General features: G+C 57.8%; 16 protein-coding genes and 1 pseudogene. 8 read left to right on the top strand and 9 right to left on the bottom strand.

The features are described from left to right. Positions 1–6 precede the first annotated feature (6 nt). The 6 genes from EC915_RS01695 to EC915_RS01720 form a co-directional block, all read right to left on the bottom strand. The gene (locus EC915_RS01695) at positions 7–630 is read right to left on the bottom strand and encodes a response regulator transcription factor (RefSeq protein WP_133748794.1); all 624 of its coding nucleotides are present in this window, start codon (positions 628–630) and stop codon (positions 7–9) included. Between the two features lie 381 nt (positions 631–1,011). Continuing rightward, positions 1,012–1,410, bottom strand: coding sequence for a response regulator (locus EC915_RS01700; protein ID WP_133748795.1), 399 nt, complete (start codon positions 1,408–1,410; stop codon positions 1,012–1,014). Between the two features lie 278 nt (positions 1,411–1,688). Continuing rightward, positions 1,689–3,023, bottom strand: coding sequence for a deoxyguanosinetriphosphate triphosphohydrolase (locus EC915_RS01705; protein ID WP_133748796.1), 1,335 nt, complete (start codon positions 3,021–3,023; stop codon positions 1,689–1,691). Between the two features lie 319 nt (positions 3,024–3,342). After that, the gene (locus tag EC915_RS01710; RefSeq protein WP_133748797.1) at positions 3,343–3,684 is read right to left on the bottom strand and encodes a hypothetical protein; all 342 of its coding nucleotides are present in this window, start codon (positions 3,682–3,684) and stop codon (positions 3,343–3,345) included. After that, positions 3,681–4,067, bottom strand: a complete 387-nt coding sequence (locus tag EC915_RS01715; protein WP_133748798.1) for a phage holin family protein — start codon at positions 4,065–4,067, stop codon at positions 3,681–3,683. Before EC915_RS01715 ends, EC915_RS01710 begins: the two co-directional genes overlap by 4 nt. A 5-nt stretch (positions 4,068–4,072) precedes the next feature. Further along, a complete protein-coding gene (locus EC915_RS01720; protein ID WP_133748799.1) occupies positions 4,073–4,387 on the bottom strand; it encodes a YqjD family protein in 315 nt (104 codons plus the stop codon). Between the two features lie 357 nt (positions 4,388–4,744). On the opposite strand from EC915_RS01720, the gene EC915_RS01725 reads away from it, so the two are divergent. From EC915_RS01725 to EC915_RS01735, 3 genes are all read left to right on the top strand, one after another. Next, positions 4,745–5,953, top strand: a complete 1,209-nt coding sequence (locus EC915_RS01725) for an ammonium transporter (protein ID WP_133748800.1) — start codon at positions 4,745–4,747, stop codon at positions 5,951–5,953. A 120-nt stretch (positions 5,954–6,073) separates the two neighbouring features. Then, positions 6,074–7,159 carry an acyltransferase gene (locus EC915_RS01730; RefSeq protein ID WP_133748801.1) on the top strand — a complete coding sequence of 362 codons (1,086 nt, stop codon included), beginning with the start codon at positions 6,074–6,076 and terminating at the stop codon, positions 7,157–7,159. 49 nt (positions 7,160–7,208) lie between these two features. Next, positions 7,209–7,454 carry a glutaredoxin family protein gene (locus EC915_RS01735; protein WP_133748802.1) on the top strand — a complete coding sequence of 82 codons (246 nt, stop codon included), beginning with the start codon at positions 7,209–7,211 and terminating at the stop codon, positions 7,452–7,454. A 58-nt stretch (positions 7,455–7,512) separates the two neighbouring features. Here EC915_RS01735 and EC915_RS01740 read toward each other — a convergent pair whose 3' ends face one another. Continuing rightward, a complete protein-coding gene (locus EC915_RS01740) occupies positions 7,513–7,779 on the bottom strand; it encodes a hypothetical protein (protein WP_133748803.1) in 267 nt (88 codons plus the stop codon). A gap of 434 nt (positions 7,780–8,213) precedes the next feature. Between EC915_RS01740 and EC915_RS01745 the strand changes: the two genes are divergently transcribed. From EC915_RS01745 to EC915_RS01760, 4 genes are all read left to right on the top strand, one after another. After that, on the top strand, positions 8,214–9,104 hold the full coding sequence (locus EC915_RS01745) for a pseudouridine synthase (RefSeq protein WP_133748804.1): 891 nt from the start codon (positions 8,214–8,216) through the stop codon (positions 9,102–9,104). Between the two features lie 109 nt (positions 9,105–9,213). After that, positions 9,214–10,404 carry a GAF domain-containing sensor histidine kinase gene (locus EC915_RS01750; RefSeq protein WP_256658624.1) on the top strand — a complete coding sequence of 397 codons (1,191 nt, stop codon included), beginning with the start codon at positions 9,214–9,216 and terminating at the stop codon, positions 10,402–10,404. A gap of 261 nt (positions 10,405–10,665) precedes the next feature. Further along, entirely contained in the window at positions 10,666–11,232 is a 567-nt protein-coding gene (gene mntP / locus EC915_RS01755; RefSeq protein WP_133748805.1) for a manganese efflux pump MntP, read from the top strand. 3 nt (positions 11,233–11,235) lie between these two features. After that, entirely contained in the window at positions 11,236–12,129 is an 894-nt protein-coding gene (locus tag EC915_RS01760; protein WP_256658625.1) for a hypothetical protein, read from the top strand. A 100-nt stretch (positions 12,130–12,229) separates the two neighbouring features. Here EC915_RS01760 and EC915_RS01765 read toward each other — a convergent pair. Next, a pseudogene (locus EC915_RS01765) lies at positions 12,230–13,162 on the bottom strand (DMT family transporter); the annotation flags it as partial. Between the two features lie 74 nt (positions 13,163–13,236). On the opposite strand from EC915_RS01765, the gene EC915_RS01770 reads away from it, so the two are divergent. Next, on the top strand, positions 13,237–14,091 hold the full coding sequence (locus EC915_RS01770) for a LysR family transcriptional regulator (protein WP_133748807.1): 855 nt from the start codon (positions 13,237–13,239) through the stop codon (positions 14,089–14,091). Positions 14,092–14,138: 47 nt separating this feature from the next. On the opposite strand, the gene EC915_RS01775 is transcribed toward EC915_RS01770, so the two are convergent. Beyond that, a complete protein-coding gene (locus tag EC915_RS01775) occupies positions 14,139–14,450 on the bottom strand; it encodes a cupin domain-containing protein (protein ID WP_133748808.1) in 312 nt (103 codons plus the stop codon). Between the last annotated feature and the right edge of the window lies 1 nt (position 14,451).

A 14,451-nucleotide genomic window follows, 5' to 3' on the forward strand; every position in this document is an offset into this window, starting at 1 on the left:
TGTCTCTCACACTAGGGAATTGCGTTTTGCCATCTCGATAAGTTCTACCAGAGTCTTGGCTTTGAGTTTCTGCATCAAGCGTGTTTTATAAGTGCTGACGGTTTTGTTACTGAGAAACATGCCCTTGGCGATTTCCTTGTTTGTTCGCCCCTGAGCAAATAACTGAAGTACCATCAATTCGCGATCATTGACCAGTTTGAAGCGTTCCAGTTCATTTGGATCGCCGTCGCCGGCCGACACTCCAAGCGCCTGACTTGGAAAATAATTGTAGCCTGAGAGTACCGCTTTCACCGAACTGACAAGTTCACTCAGATCTTCCTGCTTGCATACATAACCGGCGGCTCCGGATTGCATGCAACGGATGGCAAACAAACTCGGCGCCTGTGCGGTCAATACCAGAATCTTGGATGGAAGGTTCATTGCATTGAAACGGGCAAGCACCTCGAGACCGTCCAGCTTGGGGATGCTGATATCGAGGATAATCAGGTCCGGCATGCATTCGCGGACCATTTGCATAGCGTCCACACCGTTGTCGGTTTCACCGACGATCTCGTAATTTTCATTCTCCAGCAGCATCCGGATGGCGAGGCGAATGACAGGATGATCATCGATGATAAAAACTGTGTTCATAATTCAATCCATAACGAGCGGCGAAGAAAGCGCGCACCTTATCTCAGATGCTGGAAGGCGCGCATGAAGAGAACGGGCTTATAGCTATATATAGGAAACATCCTACAAAAATTAGCGTATTGCCGTACGACTATCCTCGGGAAGAGGTGGAAATGTTTAAAGAAGTCGAAAGCTCCTGATACGTGAAAAGTTATCAGAAGACGAGTGTTTATTTCGAATCGGAATGGTCCTACGTTAAGGTCAGGAACCGGCTACATAATTAAACCTGTTATGTTTTTGAAACAGTGTTGCCAGCCTCTGAACAAGTCGCGCTTAACATCTGGATATGCAGTTTTTATCTAGTTAACGGCAACGTTATGCCAGCTCGATGATTCGATGGCATCACCGCTTGCCCGGCGCAGATGAAACAAGACGCAATAACTCAAGCGTATTCAAGGGTTTGATCAAAAAACCGAGTAGTGGAAGGCCATTCCTGATTGCCTCATCCTCGATGTCGAGCAATTGCGCAGACTCCAGACCGCTGAGCAGCACGGCATGCCGGATGAGCCCCCTTTGATCGGCAACGCCGATCAGTTCGACGCCGCTCATGTCTGGCAGGCGCTGATCGCAGAGCAGCAAATCATAAGGTTCACTGCTGCGCTCCAGCGCTGCGATTGCTTCAGCGGCATTCAAAGCAGGCGTGACCCGATAGAGCCCATGATTGTTGAGCAGGATTTGCAGCGAGAAGAGCTGAAACGGATGATCCTCTACCAGCAGAATTCGAAGACTGTGTCTGGACATCGGGCTTTCCTGATGGAGCGATGGGCCCGGCGAGAAGCTCGCACCGGGGCGCGGCGCTCGACGGCAGCATGCGTGGCTAAGGCTCGGGCTGGTATGGGATAGAGTTGCCAGCGTTCATGGCTGCCGGATTATTCGGCAGAGGTTTGAGAGCGGCGATAGGCTCTTTCCTGTCGGCGTGTAGGAAATTTCCGAAGATTTGTTTTTCTTTTCTTGGCGTACGAAAAGAAAAGCCCGATTTCCCATGAGGATTTCGGGCTTCAGCTAGCCGTGGCGCTGGTTTACTGGAGAGGACTGGTGTGCCCGGTCATTTCTCGGGCCATCTCTGTTGCGTAGCTGTCGGTCATGCCCGCGATAAAGTCGATGACTCGCAAGAACGAAGTGTGCAACGGCCATTTGGGGTCGGGAGCATTGTTGCCCAGGAGGTCAAGAATGCGCCGGCTTTTGAATGAGGGGGTATGCCCGCCATATTGCTCCAGTGCTGCGCCACAGAATGCATTCAGCAAAATCTCAAGGGTGGTGTAGGCACCGATCTCATGCAGCGTCTTGCGTTTGTCCTGGAAGATCTTCTTGCGGGCCATGTCCTTGGCGTTGAGTACGCAGCGTTTGGCCGGGCCGTGCATGTGTTCCACCAGATCGCCTTGCAGCGTTCCGGCCAGCAAGGCGTCCTGCTGCTCGACAAAGGCGCGGGCGGCGGCATTGGTCAGATGTTCGATGGCCTTGCCGCGCAGGATGGCCAGTTTGCGGCGACGCGAATCGTTCGGACCGAGCTGGCGATAGGTCTCCGGCAGGTCATCGCCCACCAAGCCCAGCAGCAGGGACTCGACCTCCGTGTAGCTGAGCAACTCCATTTCCAGGCCGTCTTCGAGGTCGATCAGCGCGTAGCAAATGTCGTCAGCAGCCTCCATCAGGTACACCAGCGGGTGCCGCGCCCAGCGTTGCTCTTCCAGCTGTGGCAGGCCGAGTTTATTGGCGATCTGTTCCAGGATCGGCAGCTCGCTCTGGTAGCAGCCGAACTTGTGTTTTTTGTACCCAAGCGAATCGGCGTGCCGGGCCGTCCACGGGTACTTCAGGTAGGTTCCGAGCGTGGCGTAGGTCAGGCGGGTACCACCTTCGAACTGGTGATATTCCAGTTGCGTCAGCACACGGAAGCCTTGGGCGTTGCCCTCGAAGTTGAGAAAGTCATTGCGTTCGACTTCGCTCATTGCATCGAGCCAGCCACGTCCGGCGGCTTGCTTGAACCAGCTACGAATCGCGTCTTCTCCTGAGTGGCCGAAGGGCGGGTTGCCAATGTCATGGGCCAGGCAGGCTGATTGCACGACCATGCCCAGGTCGCTGGGTTCGCACCAGTCGGGCAGGGCGCTGCGCAGTGTTTCGCCAACCCGCATCCCCAGCGAGCGTCCGACACAGCTGACTTCCAGTGAGTGGGTCAGGCGGGTATGGATGTGGTCGTTGCTGGTGACCGGGTGGACTTGGGTCTTGCGTCCGAGGCGGCGGAATGCCCCGGAAAATATGATGCGGTCATGATCCTTGTGGAAAGGACTTCGCCCCGGTTCTTGAGGGCTGTGCAAGCTCTTGCCGAGGCGCTCGCGGGTGAGCAGGGTCTGCCAATCCAAGGCGGTTACTCCGTCGGGTGATTATCCGACTAGCTTCCCGGTTAGGCCTCCGGGCTGCAAGCGGAAGATAGTGACAACGACCAATCAAAGCTGACTGCGTCGACGTCAGTCAGCAAACGACGGCCACCGAGGAACCGCCCTGGGTTAGGCAGCATCGATTGCCCGTCGTATTCGATAGGAGCTAAACGGGAGGGCCACGCCACGCCAGGAGAGGCTCAGGCGAAAGCCGCACACTTGCCGATATAAACATGGCAGGTGTGCGGGGGGCGTTGAATGAACAGCCCTGGAATCAAAGAGCGCAGCCAAATGGCCGGCTCATTCAGGGACGCCGGCGCGAATTCTGAATGACCAGTCTGATAATCGGCATAAGGCTTGCGCTGAGCTTGATAAGACGACCGACGCTGCCAGTGCGTTTGCTGCGCGTACCTTTGCCCGTCAGAAAACCCAGCAGCGATACGGCTCCAACACCCCATAGCGGCGCATGCTTGATGCCCAGCGAACCGGGCAGGTCATTGGCCATTCCGCGCATGCGATGCAGTGGTCGCATCAGCTGCGTGGATTCGTGGCGGATCTCCTGACGATGCATTTCCATGCGCAGGCGAATTAACGCTTTGCGCAACTCCCGGCGATTATGAGTCTGGGGCGAATCGGGAGTGCTCATGGCATCAGTCGCTCGCGGTCATTGGCCAGTTCTTCCAACGTGGAATGAAAGGGCGAGGATTCATCGAAAACCGCAGCTTTGAGACGCATCGCACAAAACAGCGCAGCCAGTGTGTAAAAAACGCAGAGCCCTATAATTCCGGCCAGACGATAGGTGTCCCAGACCAGAACCAGCAGCAGCGCCGAAAGACCGATCAGTAGCAAAAGGGCAAATACCAGCGCCAGACCCGCGAACAGCAGCACGCTGACGGTACGCGCTTTCTGCTCCTGCAATTCGATGCCGAACAACTCGACATGACTGTGCAGCAGTCCCAAGAACGCTGCGCCCAAGCGGCGGGGCGAAGAAGTGTTGTCGGTCTCGGTTGGACCTGTTCCCGGCATCATATCGATCAGCGCCTGGTGGCCAGCAGGCCGATCAGGAAGCCTGCACCTGCGGCAATGCCTACTGACTGCCAAGGATTGGCCTGTACGTATTCTTCTGTCGCGACCACTGCCTCCTGACTGCGCTCGCGCAGGGCGGCTTGTGCCACGGAAAGGGTTTCCCTGGCGCGCACAAGGCTTTCATTGATCTGGTCACGCAGCTCGTCTGCCTGTTCACCTGCAAGGGACGCGGTGTGGGCCAGCAACTTTTCCGTGTCTGCAACAAGCGTCTGGAAATCTGACATCAGAATGTCCTGGGCTTTCTCTGCTGTTGGGCGAGCCATAATTTTCTCCGTAGGGGTGGCGATATTGGCTTTCGAGTATGGCCCATAAGTGAAGGTTCATTCCAATTGGCACAAGTTGCGAAGTTAGCCACTGGTACAGCTTTTGCTACTCCATGGTGCGCCAGGGAGGCCGGTCGCTCTAATGCAGAGCGCCTTTCTCGGCACAGCGCCGAAACATTGATCCTAAATTCTAAAACATCGAAAAGCGCATTAGCGATCGATCCTGTTTGCCTGCCGGCTGCGCCAAATTGGTCCGCAGCAAGGGTTGAAGGCTCCATTTTGGTGCTCTTCGATCACAGGGTGAAAAAATGGTGGTCCGCTTTGGCGCTTTTTCATCACTTGCAGGCCTGTCTCTCGATGGAAAATATGCAAAGTGCGGTGGATACGCTGATCCACAGCTCAAATACCCTGTTCATCCTGATCGGCGCAGTCATGGTCCTGGCCATGCATGCGGGTTTTGCCTTCCTGGAGGTCGGCACGGTCCGGCAGAAAAACCAGGTCAATGCCTTATCGAAAATTCTCAGCGATTTTGCTGTGTCGACCCTGGCCTATTTCTTCATTGGATACTGGATCTCCTACGGCGTCAGCTTCCTGCAACCTGCCAGCGTGCTGGCGACCGATCACGGCTATGGCTTGGTGAAGTTCTTTTTTCTGCTGACATTCGCAGCCGCCATCCCCGCAATCATTTCCGGGGGTATTGCCGAGCGCGCGCGGTTCGCACCGCAGTTATGCGCAACGGTGCTGATCGTGGCGTTCATCTACCCGTTCTTCGAGGGCATGGTCTGGAACGGCAACTTCGGGCTGCAAGCGTGGCTGCTAAAGACCTTTGGTGCCAGCTTCCACGACTTCGCCGGTTCGGTGGTGGTCCACGCCATGGGTGGCTGGCTGGCGCTGGCGGCAGTGTTATTGCTGGGCGCACGTAACGGCCGTTATCGCGACGGGAAGCTGGTGGCTTATCCGCCTTCGAGCATTCCGTTCCTGGCTCTGGGGTCGTGGATTCTTATCGTCGGCTGGTTTGGGTTCAACGTGATGAGCGCGCAGACCCTGAACGGCGTCAGTGGGCTGGTGGCTGTCAATTCGTTGATGGCGATGGTCGGCGGTACGGTCGCGGCGCTGATCATCGGTCGCAACGATCCGGGATTTTTGCACAACGGCCCGCTTGCCGGGCTGGTAGCGGTATGCGCCGGCTCCGACCTCATGCATCCGGTGGGCGCGTTGGTCACGGGCATCATCGCCGGTGCGCTGTTCGTCTGGTGCTTCACCGCGGCCCAGGTGCGCTGGAAGATCGACGACGTCCTCGGTGTCTGGCCGTTGCATGGCCTGTGCGGCGTCTGGGGGGGCATCGCCTGTGGCCTCTTCGGCCAGACCGCCTTGGGCGGCATCGGCGGCGTCAGCCTGATCAGCCAGTTGATTGGCAGTGCACTGGGTGTATTGATTGCGCTGGCTGGCGGTTTTCTGGTCTACGGCGTGATCAGGCTGTGCCTGGGGCTGCGGCTCAGCCAGGAGCAGGAGTATTACGGCGCCGACCTATCGATTCACAGGATCGGTGCCGTCAGTCACGACTGATGCAGGACGCAGGCAGGTGGCTATGCTTACCCCCGAGCGGGTGGGCCTGGCCGGTAGCTGCCCCTCGAGATTCCTGACTTTTCGCAGTCTTGTGGATTGCGCCTGCGGTAGGAGCCGTCGATGGAGCGTTTGTATTCCCTTCAGGGGTTCAGGGGTGTGGCGGTAATGGGCGTGGTCCTGTTCCACATGGCTGCCGTGGAGCACAAATACTCGGGCGGCGATATTTTCCTGCCGCCGTTTCTGGACTTCTTTCAACTGGGCGTTGACCTGTTCTTTATCATCAGCGGGTTCGTGATGGTGATCGTGAGCCGCGGCCGGTTTCAGAAGATTGCTGAGTCCAAGCGTTTCCTCTTCAATCGCGTCTCGCGGATATACCCCACGTACTGGTTGTATTACTTCCTCACCCTGGCCGTGGTGCTGGTGCAACCGGCGATGGTCAACAGCAGTCATGGGTCCTCCAATCTGCTGCTGTCGTTCCTTTTGCTACCCAATGACAGTGTCCTGCTGGTGATGGTCGCCTGGTCCCTATTGTTCGAGCTGTGGTTCTATCTGGTGTTTACCGGGCTCATGTGCTTTCGCGAACGCTGGTTGCCAGCGTTGATCGCTGGCTGGGCGCTGATTCTGGTGGTGTTCAACAGTGCACAGAACTGGCAGGACTATAACGCTGCGTTGAAGATCATCCTTCATCCCTATGCGCTGGAATTCATCATCGGCGTCGCCCTTGCACTGTTGTTCTACGGTGGTTACGGCGTACATATCCCGACGGTCGCAGTCTGTGTTGCGCTGGCCGGCGCCTTGCTGCCGGGCATTGGGCTGATTGCCTATTACCGACTCTTTGATGACCAAGGCTTGTTGCGAATGTTTTCGGTAGGGGTTGTATTCGGCACGCTGATTTTCGGGCTGGCGTTGCTGGAGCGGCGTCGGCACATCCGGGTGCCGAGGTTGCTGATTGCGGTCGGGGACATGTCCTACACCCTGTATCTCTCCCATCTGCTGGTGCTGGGCGTCGTCGGGCGCTGCTGGCAAATGATGGGTAACTCGCCCGACAGCCTGCTGGATAATGCACTGTTCGCCGCCCTGACGATGTCCGCAGTGCTGTGTTACGGCTGGGTAGGCTATCGCTGGTTCGAGAAGCCGGTACTTGACCGGGCGAACGATTTTTCCAGACGGCGCTTCCATCTCGACGGTATTTCAGGCCGGGCCTAAACTGGTCATCCCGTTCTGAAGTGTTGCGCGTGGAGGATCAGGACATGCCATCGCATGCCAGCTGTTGGGAACACCGGGGTGTCATTTGTGTGAGGTCGCCGAGGCGGAACTGATGCCCCTGGTGGAACATGGTCTGCTGGTCGAACGGGTGGATATCGCTGAGAGCGCAGCCATGAATGACATATACGGTCTGCGTATTCCGGTGCTGCGGCGTGCTGACTCCGGTGTTGAACTGGACTGGCCGTTCGACACCGGGCAGGTGGTGGCGTTTTTGCGCGATCAGCTCGAAAGCTGAGCTTTATGCGCCATCAAACACTTTCCGGTTTGACAGCGGCCGACTCAGCCTGACCCGCTTACAGATACTGCGTGTCAACGACCATTGCTTTGGCAACCGCTTCTTTCTGCGCTTCGCTCATGTCGTCCCAGACGTGGACCTTGGCGTAATAGCCAAGGCCTGCGACGACGTACAGGCTGAGGGTGAAGACGATGAACACCGACATGAAGGTCCAGCGACCCACGTCATTTTCTTCGTCGCAGAAGGATTTCGAGTAACGCTCTTCGCTTTCGGCAGGCGTGCCAGTGGAAAGGCGTTTGATCCATTGAAACAATTGAGCCAGCATTTTTATAACCTCAAAGTTGAAAAACAGAATCGGTCGTGGGCAGTGCAAGAGATCGGATCTCTCCTGTATTCGGCCACGTTGCAAGTCGCACGGCGCATCTGGGGGGCCGCACACATGCTGAAAACGAAAAAAGCCCGTCGAGGACGGGCTTTCTTTTTATGAGTTCAGGTCAGGCAAGCGTTTTCAACTTCGATCACGACCAAGGTCGCGCCGGTTCGGTTTCGCGCTTGCTTGCCGAGTTAGCAACATTTTAGAACAAATAATTTTGTGCTTCTACAGCAGTCATGTAGATGTCTGACAACTGGTAGGGTCTGAGGCTGCGACAAATCGTCACGCATCATCGGCGGGCGCATAAGGCCTTGCTCGCATAGGCGTCAGTGCTCGGCGATAATGCCGGGCTTGTGGTTTCTGCCATCCCCGATTACGAGTCGCTCATGTCCAAATCCGCGTTCATGCCTGCCACGCTTCAGGCCAGCACCCTTTATCTGCCGCCCGGGCCTTGGCTCACTGTGCTGGATTGTCTGTGCGAGCGTTTCAGTGCGATCAGTCGGGAGCAATGGCGCGACCGCATTGCCCGGGGCCGGGTGCTCGATGCAAACGGTCAGCCTATCGCCGCGGATCTTGCGTATCGCGAGGGGCTGCGCATTCATTATTTTCGCGAGGTGCCCAACGAGACGCCTATCCCGGTGCAGGAACAGATCCTGTACGCGGACGAGCATCTGGTGGTCGCCGACAAACCGCATTTTCTGCCCGTGACACCGGGGGGGGAATACGTCGAACAGACCTTGCTGCGACGACTCATTCGTACCCTGGACAATAGCGATCTGGTGCCCCTGCATCGCATCGACCGCCACACTGCAGGCCTGGTGCTGTTCTCGGCGAACAAGCAGAGCCGCTCGGCGTATCAGGCGTTGTTTCCGACCCGGCAGATCGACAAGCGTTACCAGGCCATTGCCCGGGCCTTGCCTGAGCTCGATTTCCCCAGGCTGCATAAAAGCCGGCTGGTAGAGGGCGAGCCGTTTTTTCGCATGCGTGAAGGGCAGGGGCAGAACAATACCGAGACCCGAATCGAGGTGGCCGAGCGCAACGGCGATCTGTGGCGCTATGCGTTGTACCCGGTGACCGGCAAGAAGCACCAGTTGCGTGTGCACATGGCGGCGTTGGGCGCAGGTATCTGCAACGACCCGTTTTACCCCGATATCATCAAAGACGCTGTGGACGACTACGACAGGCCGCTGAAGCTGCTTGCCCAGGGGTTACGCTTTGTCGATCCGGTAAAAGGTGAAACGCGGGTCTTCGAGAGCCGGATCAGGCTGGATTGGTGAACGAATTGGGCGATTATCCCACACTGCAGTTGGGTTACTATCTGTCCACGGCACACCCTGCCGGTAGCGACGAACCTGTTGCTCATTTCTCTTCCATGCGGCGACCGTTATGCCTGACTCTTCTCTGATTACTCAAGACATCGCTGCTGTGGCGAAGATCGATGCCATTCCGGTCATCTTGAGCATGGTCAAGCATGTAACCGGAATGCGCTTCGCTGCAGTTGCCCGTGTTACAGACCGGCGCTGGGTGGCGTGCGCCGTCGATGACTCGATCAACTTCGGGCTCAAACCCGGCGGCGAGCTGGTGCTGGAGTCGACCATCTGCCATGAAATACGGCAGAAAAATCAGCCCGTGCTGTTCACCCATGCCAGTGAACACCCGGTGTATTCACTGCACCAAACGCCCAAAACCTATCAACTGGAAAGCTACGCCTCGATCCCTATCGTCAAAGCCGATGGCGAATTTTTCGGCACCCTGTGCGCCATCGACACCTTGCCTTCGCATTTCGACGAAAACGCTGTACTCAAGACCCTCACTCTGTTTGCCCAGTTGATCGCGATGCATCTGGACATGCGTCAGGACCTGGAAAAAACCGAAAACGCGTTGGCCGATGCCAATGAAACGGGACGTCTGCGCGAGCAATTCATCGCAGTGCTGGGGCATGATCTGCGTACGCCGCTCAGCGCCATCCGCATGAGTGCCGATCTACTTGAAACCCGCCTTGATGACAAACGCAACCGCAGCCTCGCCACCGCCATTCGAAAAAGCTCGCAGCGCATGGGAACGCTTATCGAAGACGTGCTGGATTTCGCCCGTGGCAAGCTGGGCGGAGGTATCCCGGTGCGGCGTACGCTGGTGGATGACCTGCAAGGTGTCTTCGCCGCTGTGGTAGCCGAGATCTGCGCATCCGAGCCGGATATTCAGATTCATCAGAATATCGCCATTCCATCGGGTATTTATTGTGACCCGGCACGTATTGGGCAGTTGTTGTCCAATTTGCTGGGCAACGCGGTAAAGCACGGCTCGCGGGACCACCCCGTTGAGGTGACGGCCCATATGGAAGGCAGTGAGTTCGTACTGTCGGTTACCAACCACGGCATCTGTATCCCCGAAGCATCGATGCCGTTGCTGTTTCAGCCGTTCAAACGCTCTCAAGGGGGGTCCAGAGAGGAGGGGCTGGGCCTTGGCCTATACATCGCCGCGCAGATCATGAATGGCCATCGCGGGACGCTGTCTGTCACTTCATCATCCGAGCGGGGCACGTGCTTCGTCGCGCGCTTTGCGGCCAGGTATCAGTGAGTCCGGTTCACAGGCTCTCGTTTCTGGATGCAGGGACCAACCCCGTACATTCATTCTTTTTTCACATGAATGTGCTTATAGTGGCGGCCCTTGTTGGGGAGTAGCCTGCTCTTGTGCCCCGGTTCAGAGCGTTCGCGTCAACATCCTCGGCTGCATGCCGTGGCGTGAACACCTTCGGGTTGGCGAGACCAACGATGCCTCCATGCCTAAAGTCGGGCGTGTGGTTGCGTCGTTGACTCATAGCCCGACTGGACGTACACCGTGAACCCGATTTCCCTCATCTTTCTTGCGCTGGCCATGTCCACGGATGCTTTCGCAGCAGCGATTGGCAAAGGCTCAAGCCTGCATAAGCCACGTCTTAGCGAAGCGTTGCGCACCGGTCTGATCTTCGGTGTCATCGAAGCCATCACCCCTCTCGTCGGCTGGGGCATCGGTCAGGTCGCTACTCGATTCGTGCAAAGCTGGGATCACTGGATCGCTTTCGTGTTGCTGCTGGTGCTCGGGCTGCACATGATCTACAACGGCTTCAAACACGATGATGAGGCTCAAGAAAAGCCTGCACATCACTCGTTTCTGATCCTCGCCATCACGGCCTTTGCCACCAGTATTGACGCGTTGGCGGTGGGTGTCGGGCTTGCGTTCGTCGACGTGAACATCCTTGTTGCCGCCGGCGCGATCGGCATAGCTACCACGGTCATGGTCACCCTTGGCGTAATGCTGGGTCGGGTGTTGGGGACCGTGGTCGGCAAACGCGCCGAGATTGTTGGAGGGATTGTGTTGATAATGGTCGGCGCAACCATCCTCTACGAGCACCTATCGGCAGGCTGATTTATGAACGACGCACCCGAAACGCCAACCTCCATCCCAACGACCCGGCGACGATACGCACTGATACTGGCTGTGCCGGGTCTGCTTGTGTTAGCCGCGGCGGGCTTTTTCACTTGGCAAAACTTCTACCCGGTGCAGGCCAGCCAAGGCTGGCGGTATCAGGTCTTGCACGTGGATGTGCCCAAGGCGGCATCGTTGGTGCCCGCAAGTGACGGCTCGCTGGTGGTCAGTCAGGAGCTCAGGGACGGCAAGGGCAGCATCGTGCGCATTCTGGCCAACGGTCGCCGTGAGACGGTGGTCGAAGGTTTATCCAAGCCCGACGGGATGATTTCGGCACGCGGTGGCTGGGTGTTCAGTCAGGAGATCGAAGGCGCGATGGTCAACTTCTTCAAGGATGGGAAGGTGACCGCATTGTTCAAGGGCGCGGACGTACAGGGACTGTGGAACGAGGGCGATGACCTGTACGCCATCGAGGATCGCAAGGGCGATGGCCGCCTGCTGCGTTATCACTGGGGCGATGGCAAGCTGACGGTATTGCGTGAGGGTCTGTCTGAAACCGAGTCCATCACCCGTTGCACCGATGGCCGCATGCTCTACACCGAGAAGGAAAAGGGCGTGGTGCATCAGTTGACCGAGGACGGCCGTGATCCCGTGGTGCTGAGCAATCTCAATCAGCCGACGTTCCTGATGTGCGACCAGCGTGGCCTGTGGATTAGCGAAGATGCCACCCACCGTGCGCGACTGCTGTTGATCGATCCTCAGGGCAAGCGCCAGACCATCCTCTCATTCCTCAAGGCGCCACAGTCCATCGTGCCCACTGCCCATGGCACTTACCTTCTGGCTGAGGGTGGACGCGATCGCATTCTGGAGCTTTTACCGGCGCAAGAGGATCACTGAGGCAGGCGGACCAAAGCCGTCAGCGGTTTTCAGGCAGCGCGTCCGGGGTGGTGACATCGCTGCCCGCCAACCGGCCAGGATGAGCACCACCCTTCGACGCGCTGTTTGCCTGCCGGGCTTCGGCACGCACCACCAGGCAGATTCCCACGGTGGAAATGCCCATCCCTGTCACCATTTGCCAGGACAGCGGCTCGTCGAACATGGCCCACGCCCAAAGCATCGTGAGTGGCGGGCTGAGGTACAACACGCTGGCGACGCGAGTAGCGGTAGCGCGACGCAGGCACACCCAGTAGAGCCCGTATCCGCCCATGGTCGACAGACCTGCAGTCCATAGCACACTGAGCGCAAAGCCTGTACTCGGAATTGGCATCAGGCTGCCGTGCATACCCTCGATGGCCGCGAAGGCAAAGCTTGAAACGAAGCACTGCAGCCAAAGGTTAGGCAACAGGCCCAGTGCCTGTGAACTGTTCGTGCGTTTTTGCCAAAGTGTCGCAACCGCCAGCGACAGCATGCCGGCCAGTGGCAAGCCGTAAGCCCACAACGGAGCATCACCCCACGCCAATGCGCCGTGGGTGACCCACACCACACCGAGCAGTCCGATCAACAGCCCCGCCCAGACTTTGCGCACCAGTCTTTCACCGAGCGCCACTGCTGCGAGCAACGCCATTCCCAGTGGCAGCAGGTCCGCAATCAGCGCTGCGAGCCCGGCCGGAACGCCCAGTGCGATGCCTTGAGTGACACCGGCGAGATAGCCGCCCATGGCCAGAACTCCGATCCCGGCATTTCTCAGCAAGACCATGATCGGCGTTCGCCACAGTGGCCTGGCAACGAAGGGGAACAGAATGAGGCTGACGATGACGCAGCGCCAGAATACCACCAGCAGCGCCGGGGCATAGTCGATGGAGAAGCGTGCGCCAATGAAGCCAGAACTCCATGTCAGCACCAAGGCAGCCTCCAGCAACGGCAAGGGAAACCCACGGTGGCGCGTGGTGCGACTGCGGTTTTTTTCCTGGATCAATTTGTATGCGTTCATTCCCAAAGCGTACGGAATAAGCGTAATCTCATAAATCAAAATAAAGTGCAGCACTTATTCAGAAAGGCTGAAGTATGTCGGCAATCCTTGATATTGATTTGATTCGGACATTTCATGCCGTCGCGCGAATCGGCAAGTTCAGCGCAGCGGCAGAGCAACTGCATAAGAGCCCGGCGGCGGTGAGCATGCATATTCAACGTCTTGAGGCGGTGGCAGGTGACCGGCTGCTCAAACGCGATAACCAATCGGTGTCCTTGACCGGGTTGGGCAAGCGTTTTCTGGTGTCGACCGCCGAGCTGCTGCGTGTTCACGACCAGACGCTGGCCGAACTGCACGGCACTGAACTTGCCGGGCGCATTACCCTGGGCGTGCCTGACGAATATGCGCTTCATGTCATCAAGGACATATTGCCGACCTTTCACGCGGCCTGGCCAAACGTCGTACTGGAGCTCACTACAGCGCCGAGCTACGCGCTAAAAGAGCAGGTGCAACGAGGAACACTGCAGACCGCGGTGATTGCCCAGGGCAAAGGCGAGTCGGGATGCGAGACTCAGCTGCTGGTGGCCACTACGCCAGTCTGGGTAGGACCTGCCAGTGCCACCCTGGCGTCGATGGATCCGCTGCCGCTAGCGGTCCACGCGCCACGATGCCCTTATCGACACGCCATGATCGATTCGCTCAAGGCAGTCGGTCGCCGCACACGCATCGTGCTCGAAAGCCCCTCCAATCAGGCGGTCAAGGCGTGTGTGGAAGCGGGGCTGGCGATCAGCGTGATCGACCGCGCCAAGGTCACCGAGCAGATGCAGATTCTCCACGAACTCCCGGCCATTGCCGAGCATGAGGTGGTGTTTCTGCGCAGCCAGGCTTCCCGGGGAGACGAAGCGGTGGACCGGCTGTCCGGCGCCATTCGGCAATATTTTCGGCTGTAGCTCCCGTGGTGCCGCAGGCCGGGCGGCCAAGCGCTTGCATCAAGGGATCAGACGCTCCCTTCACTCTCCACCACCAGAATGCGCGCCACGCCGAGCGGATGGGCAACATGGGCAGTGCCGACCGAGGCGTAAAACACATCGCCGGTTTCCAGAATCGTAGACTCTTCGGTGTCGTCCACCTTGAAGCGCATCTCCACGCGGCCATCCAGCACGGCGAAGACTTCCTCCCCATCGTTGACGTGCCATTTATACGGCTGGTCGGTCCAGTGCAGGCGAGTGGTGATGCCCTTCATATTGGCGATATCCAGCGCGGCCCAAGGGCGATCGCCAGTGAACGATTTACTGCGGATGATTTTCACA

Origin of the sequence: Pseudomonas sp. LP_7_YM (assembly GCF_004364435.1) — a bacterium.
Lineage (GTDB): Bacteria > Pseudomonadota > Gammaproteobacteria > Pseudomonadales > Pseudomonadaceae > Aquipseudomonas.

What these genes read in the sequence shown, in the direction of transcription:
- EC915_RS01695 (WP_133748794.1), bottom strand. Translation starts at nt 630, where the DNA reads ATGAACACAGTTTTTATCATCGATGATCATCCTGTCATTCGCCTCGCC.
- EC915_RS01700 (WP_133748795.1), bottom strand. Translation starts at nt 1,410, where the DNA reads ATGTCCAGACACAGTCTTCGAATTCTGCTGGTAGAGGATCATCCGTTT.
- EC915_RS01710 (WP_133748797.1), bottom strand. Translation starts at nt 3,684, where the DNA reads ATGAGCACTCCCGATTCGCCCCAGACTCATAATCGCCGGGAGTTGCGC.
- EC915_RS01715 (WP_133748798.1), bottom strand. Translation starts at nt 4,067, where the DNA reads ATGATGCCGGGAACAGGTCCAACCGAGACCGACAACACTTCTTCGCCC.
- EC915_RS01720 (WP_133748799.1), bottom strand. Translation starts at nt 4,387, where the DNA reads ATGGCTCGCCCAACAGCAGAGAAAGCCCAGGACATTCTGATGTCAGAT.
- EC915_RS01725 (WP_133748800.1), top strand. Translation starts at nt 4,745, where the DNA reads ATGGAAAATATGCAAAGTGCGGTGGATACGCTGATCCACAGCTCAAAT.
- EC915_RS01730 (WP_133748801.1), top strand. Translation starts at nt 6,074, where the DNA reads ATGGAGCGTTTGTATTCCCTTCAGGGGTTCAGGGGTGTGGCGGTAATG.
- EC915_RS01740 (WP_133748803.1), bottom strand. Translation starts at nt 7,779, where the DNA reads ATGCTGGCTCAATTGTTTCAATGGATCAAACGCCTTTCCACTGGCACG.
- EC915_RS01745 (WP_133748804.1), top strand. Translation starts at nt 8,214, where the DNA reads ATGTCCAAATCCGCGTTCATGCCTGCCACGCTTCAGGCCAGCACCCTT.
- EC915_RS01750 (WP_256658624.1), top strand. Translation starts at nt 9,214, where the DNA reads ATGCCTGACTCTTCTCTGATTACTCAAGACATCGCTGCTGTGGCGAAG.
- EC915_RS01760 (WP_256658625.1), top strand. Translation starts at nt 11,236, where the DNA reads ATGAACGACGCACCCGAAACGCCAACCTCCATCCCAACGACCCGGCGA.
- EC915_RS01770 (WP_133748807.1), top strand. Translation starts at nt 13,237, where the DNA reads ATGTCGGCAATCCTTGATATTGATTTGATTCGGACATTTCATGCCGTC.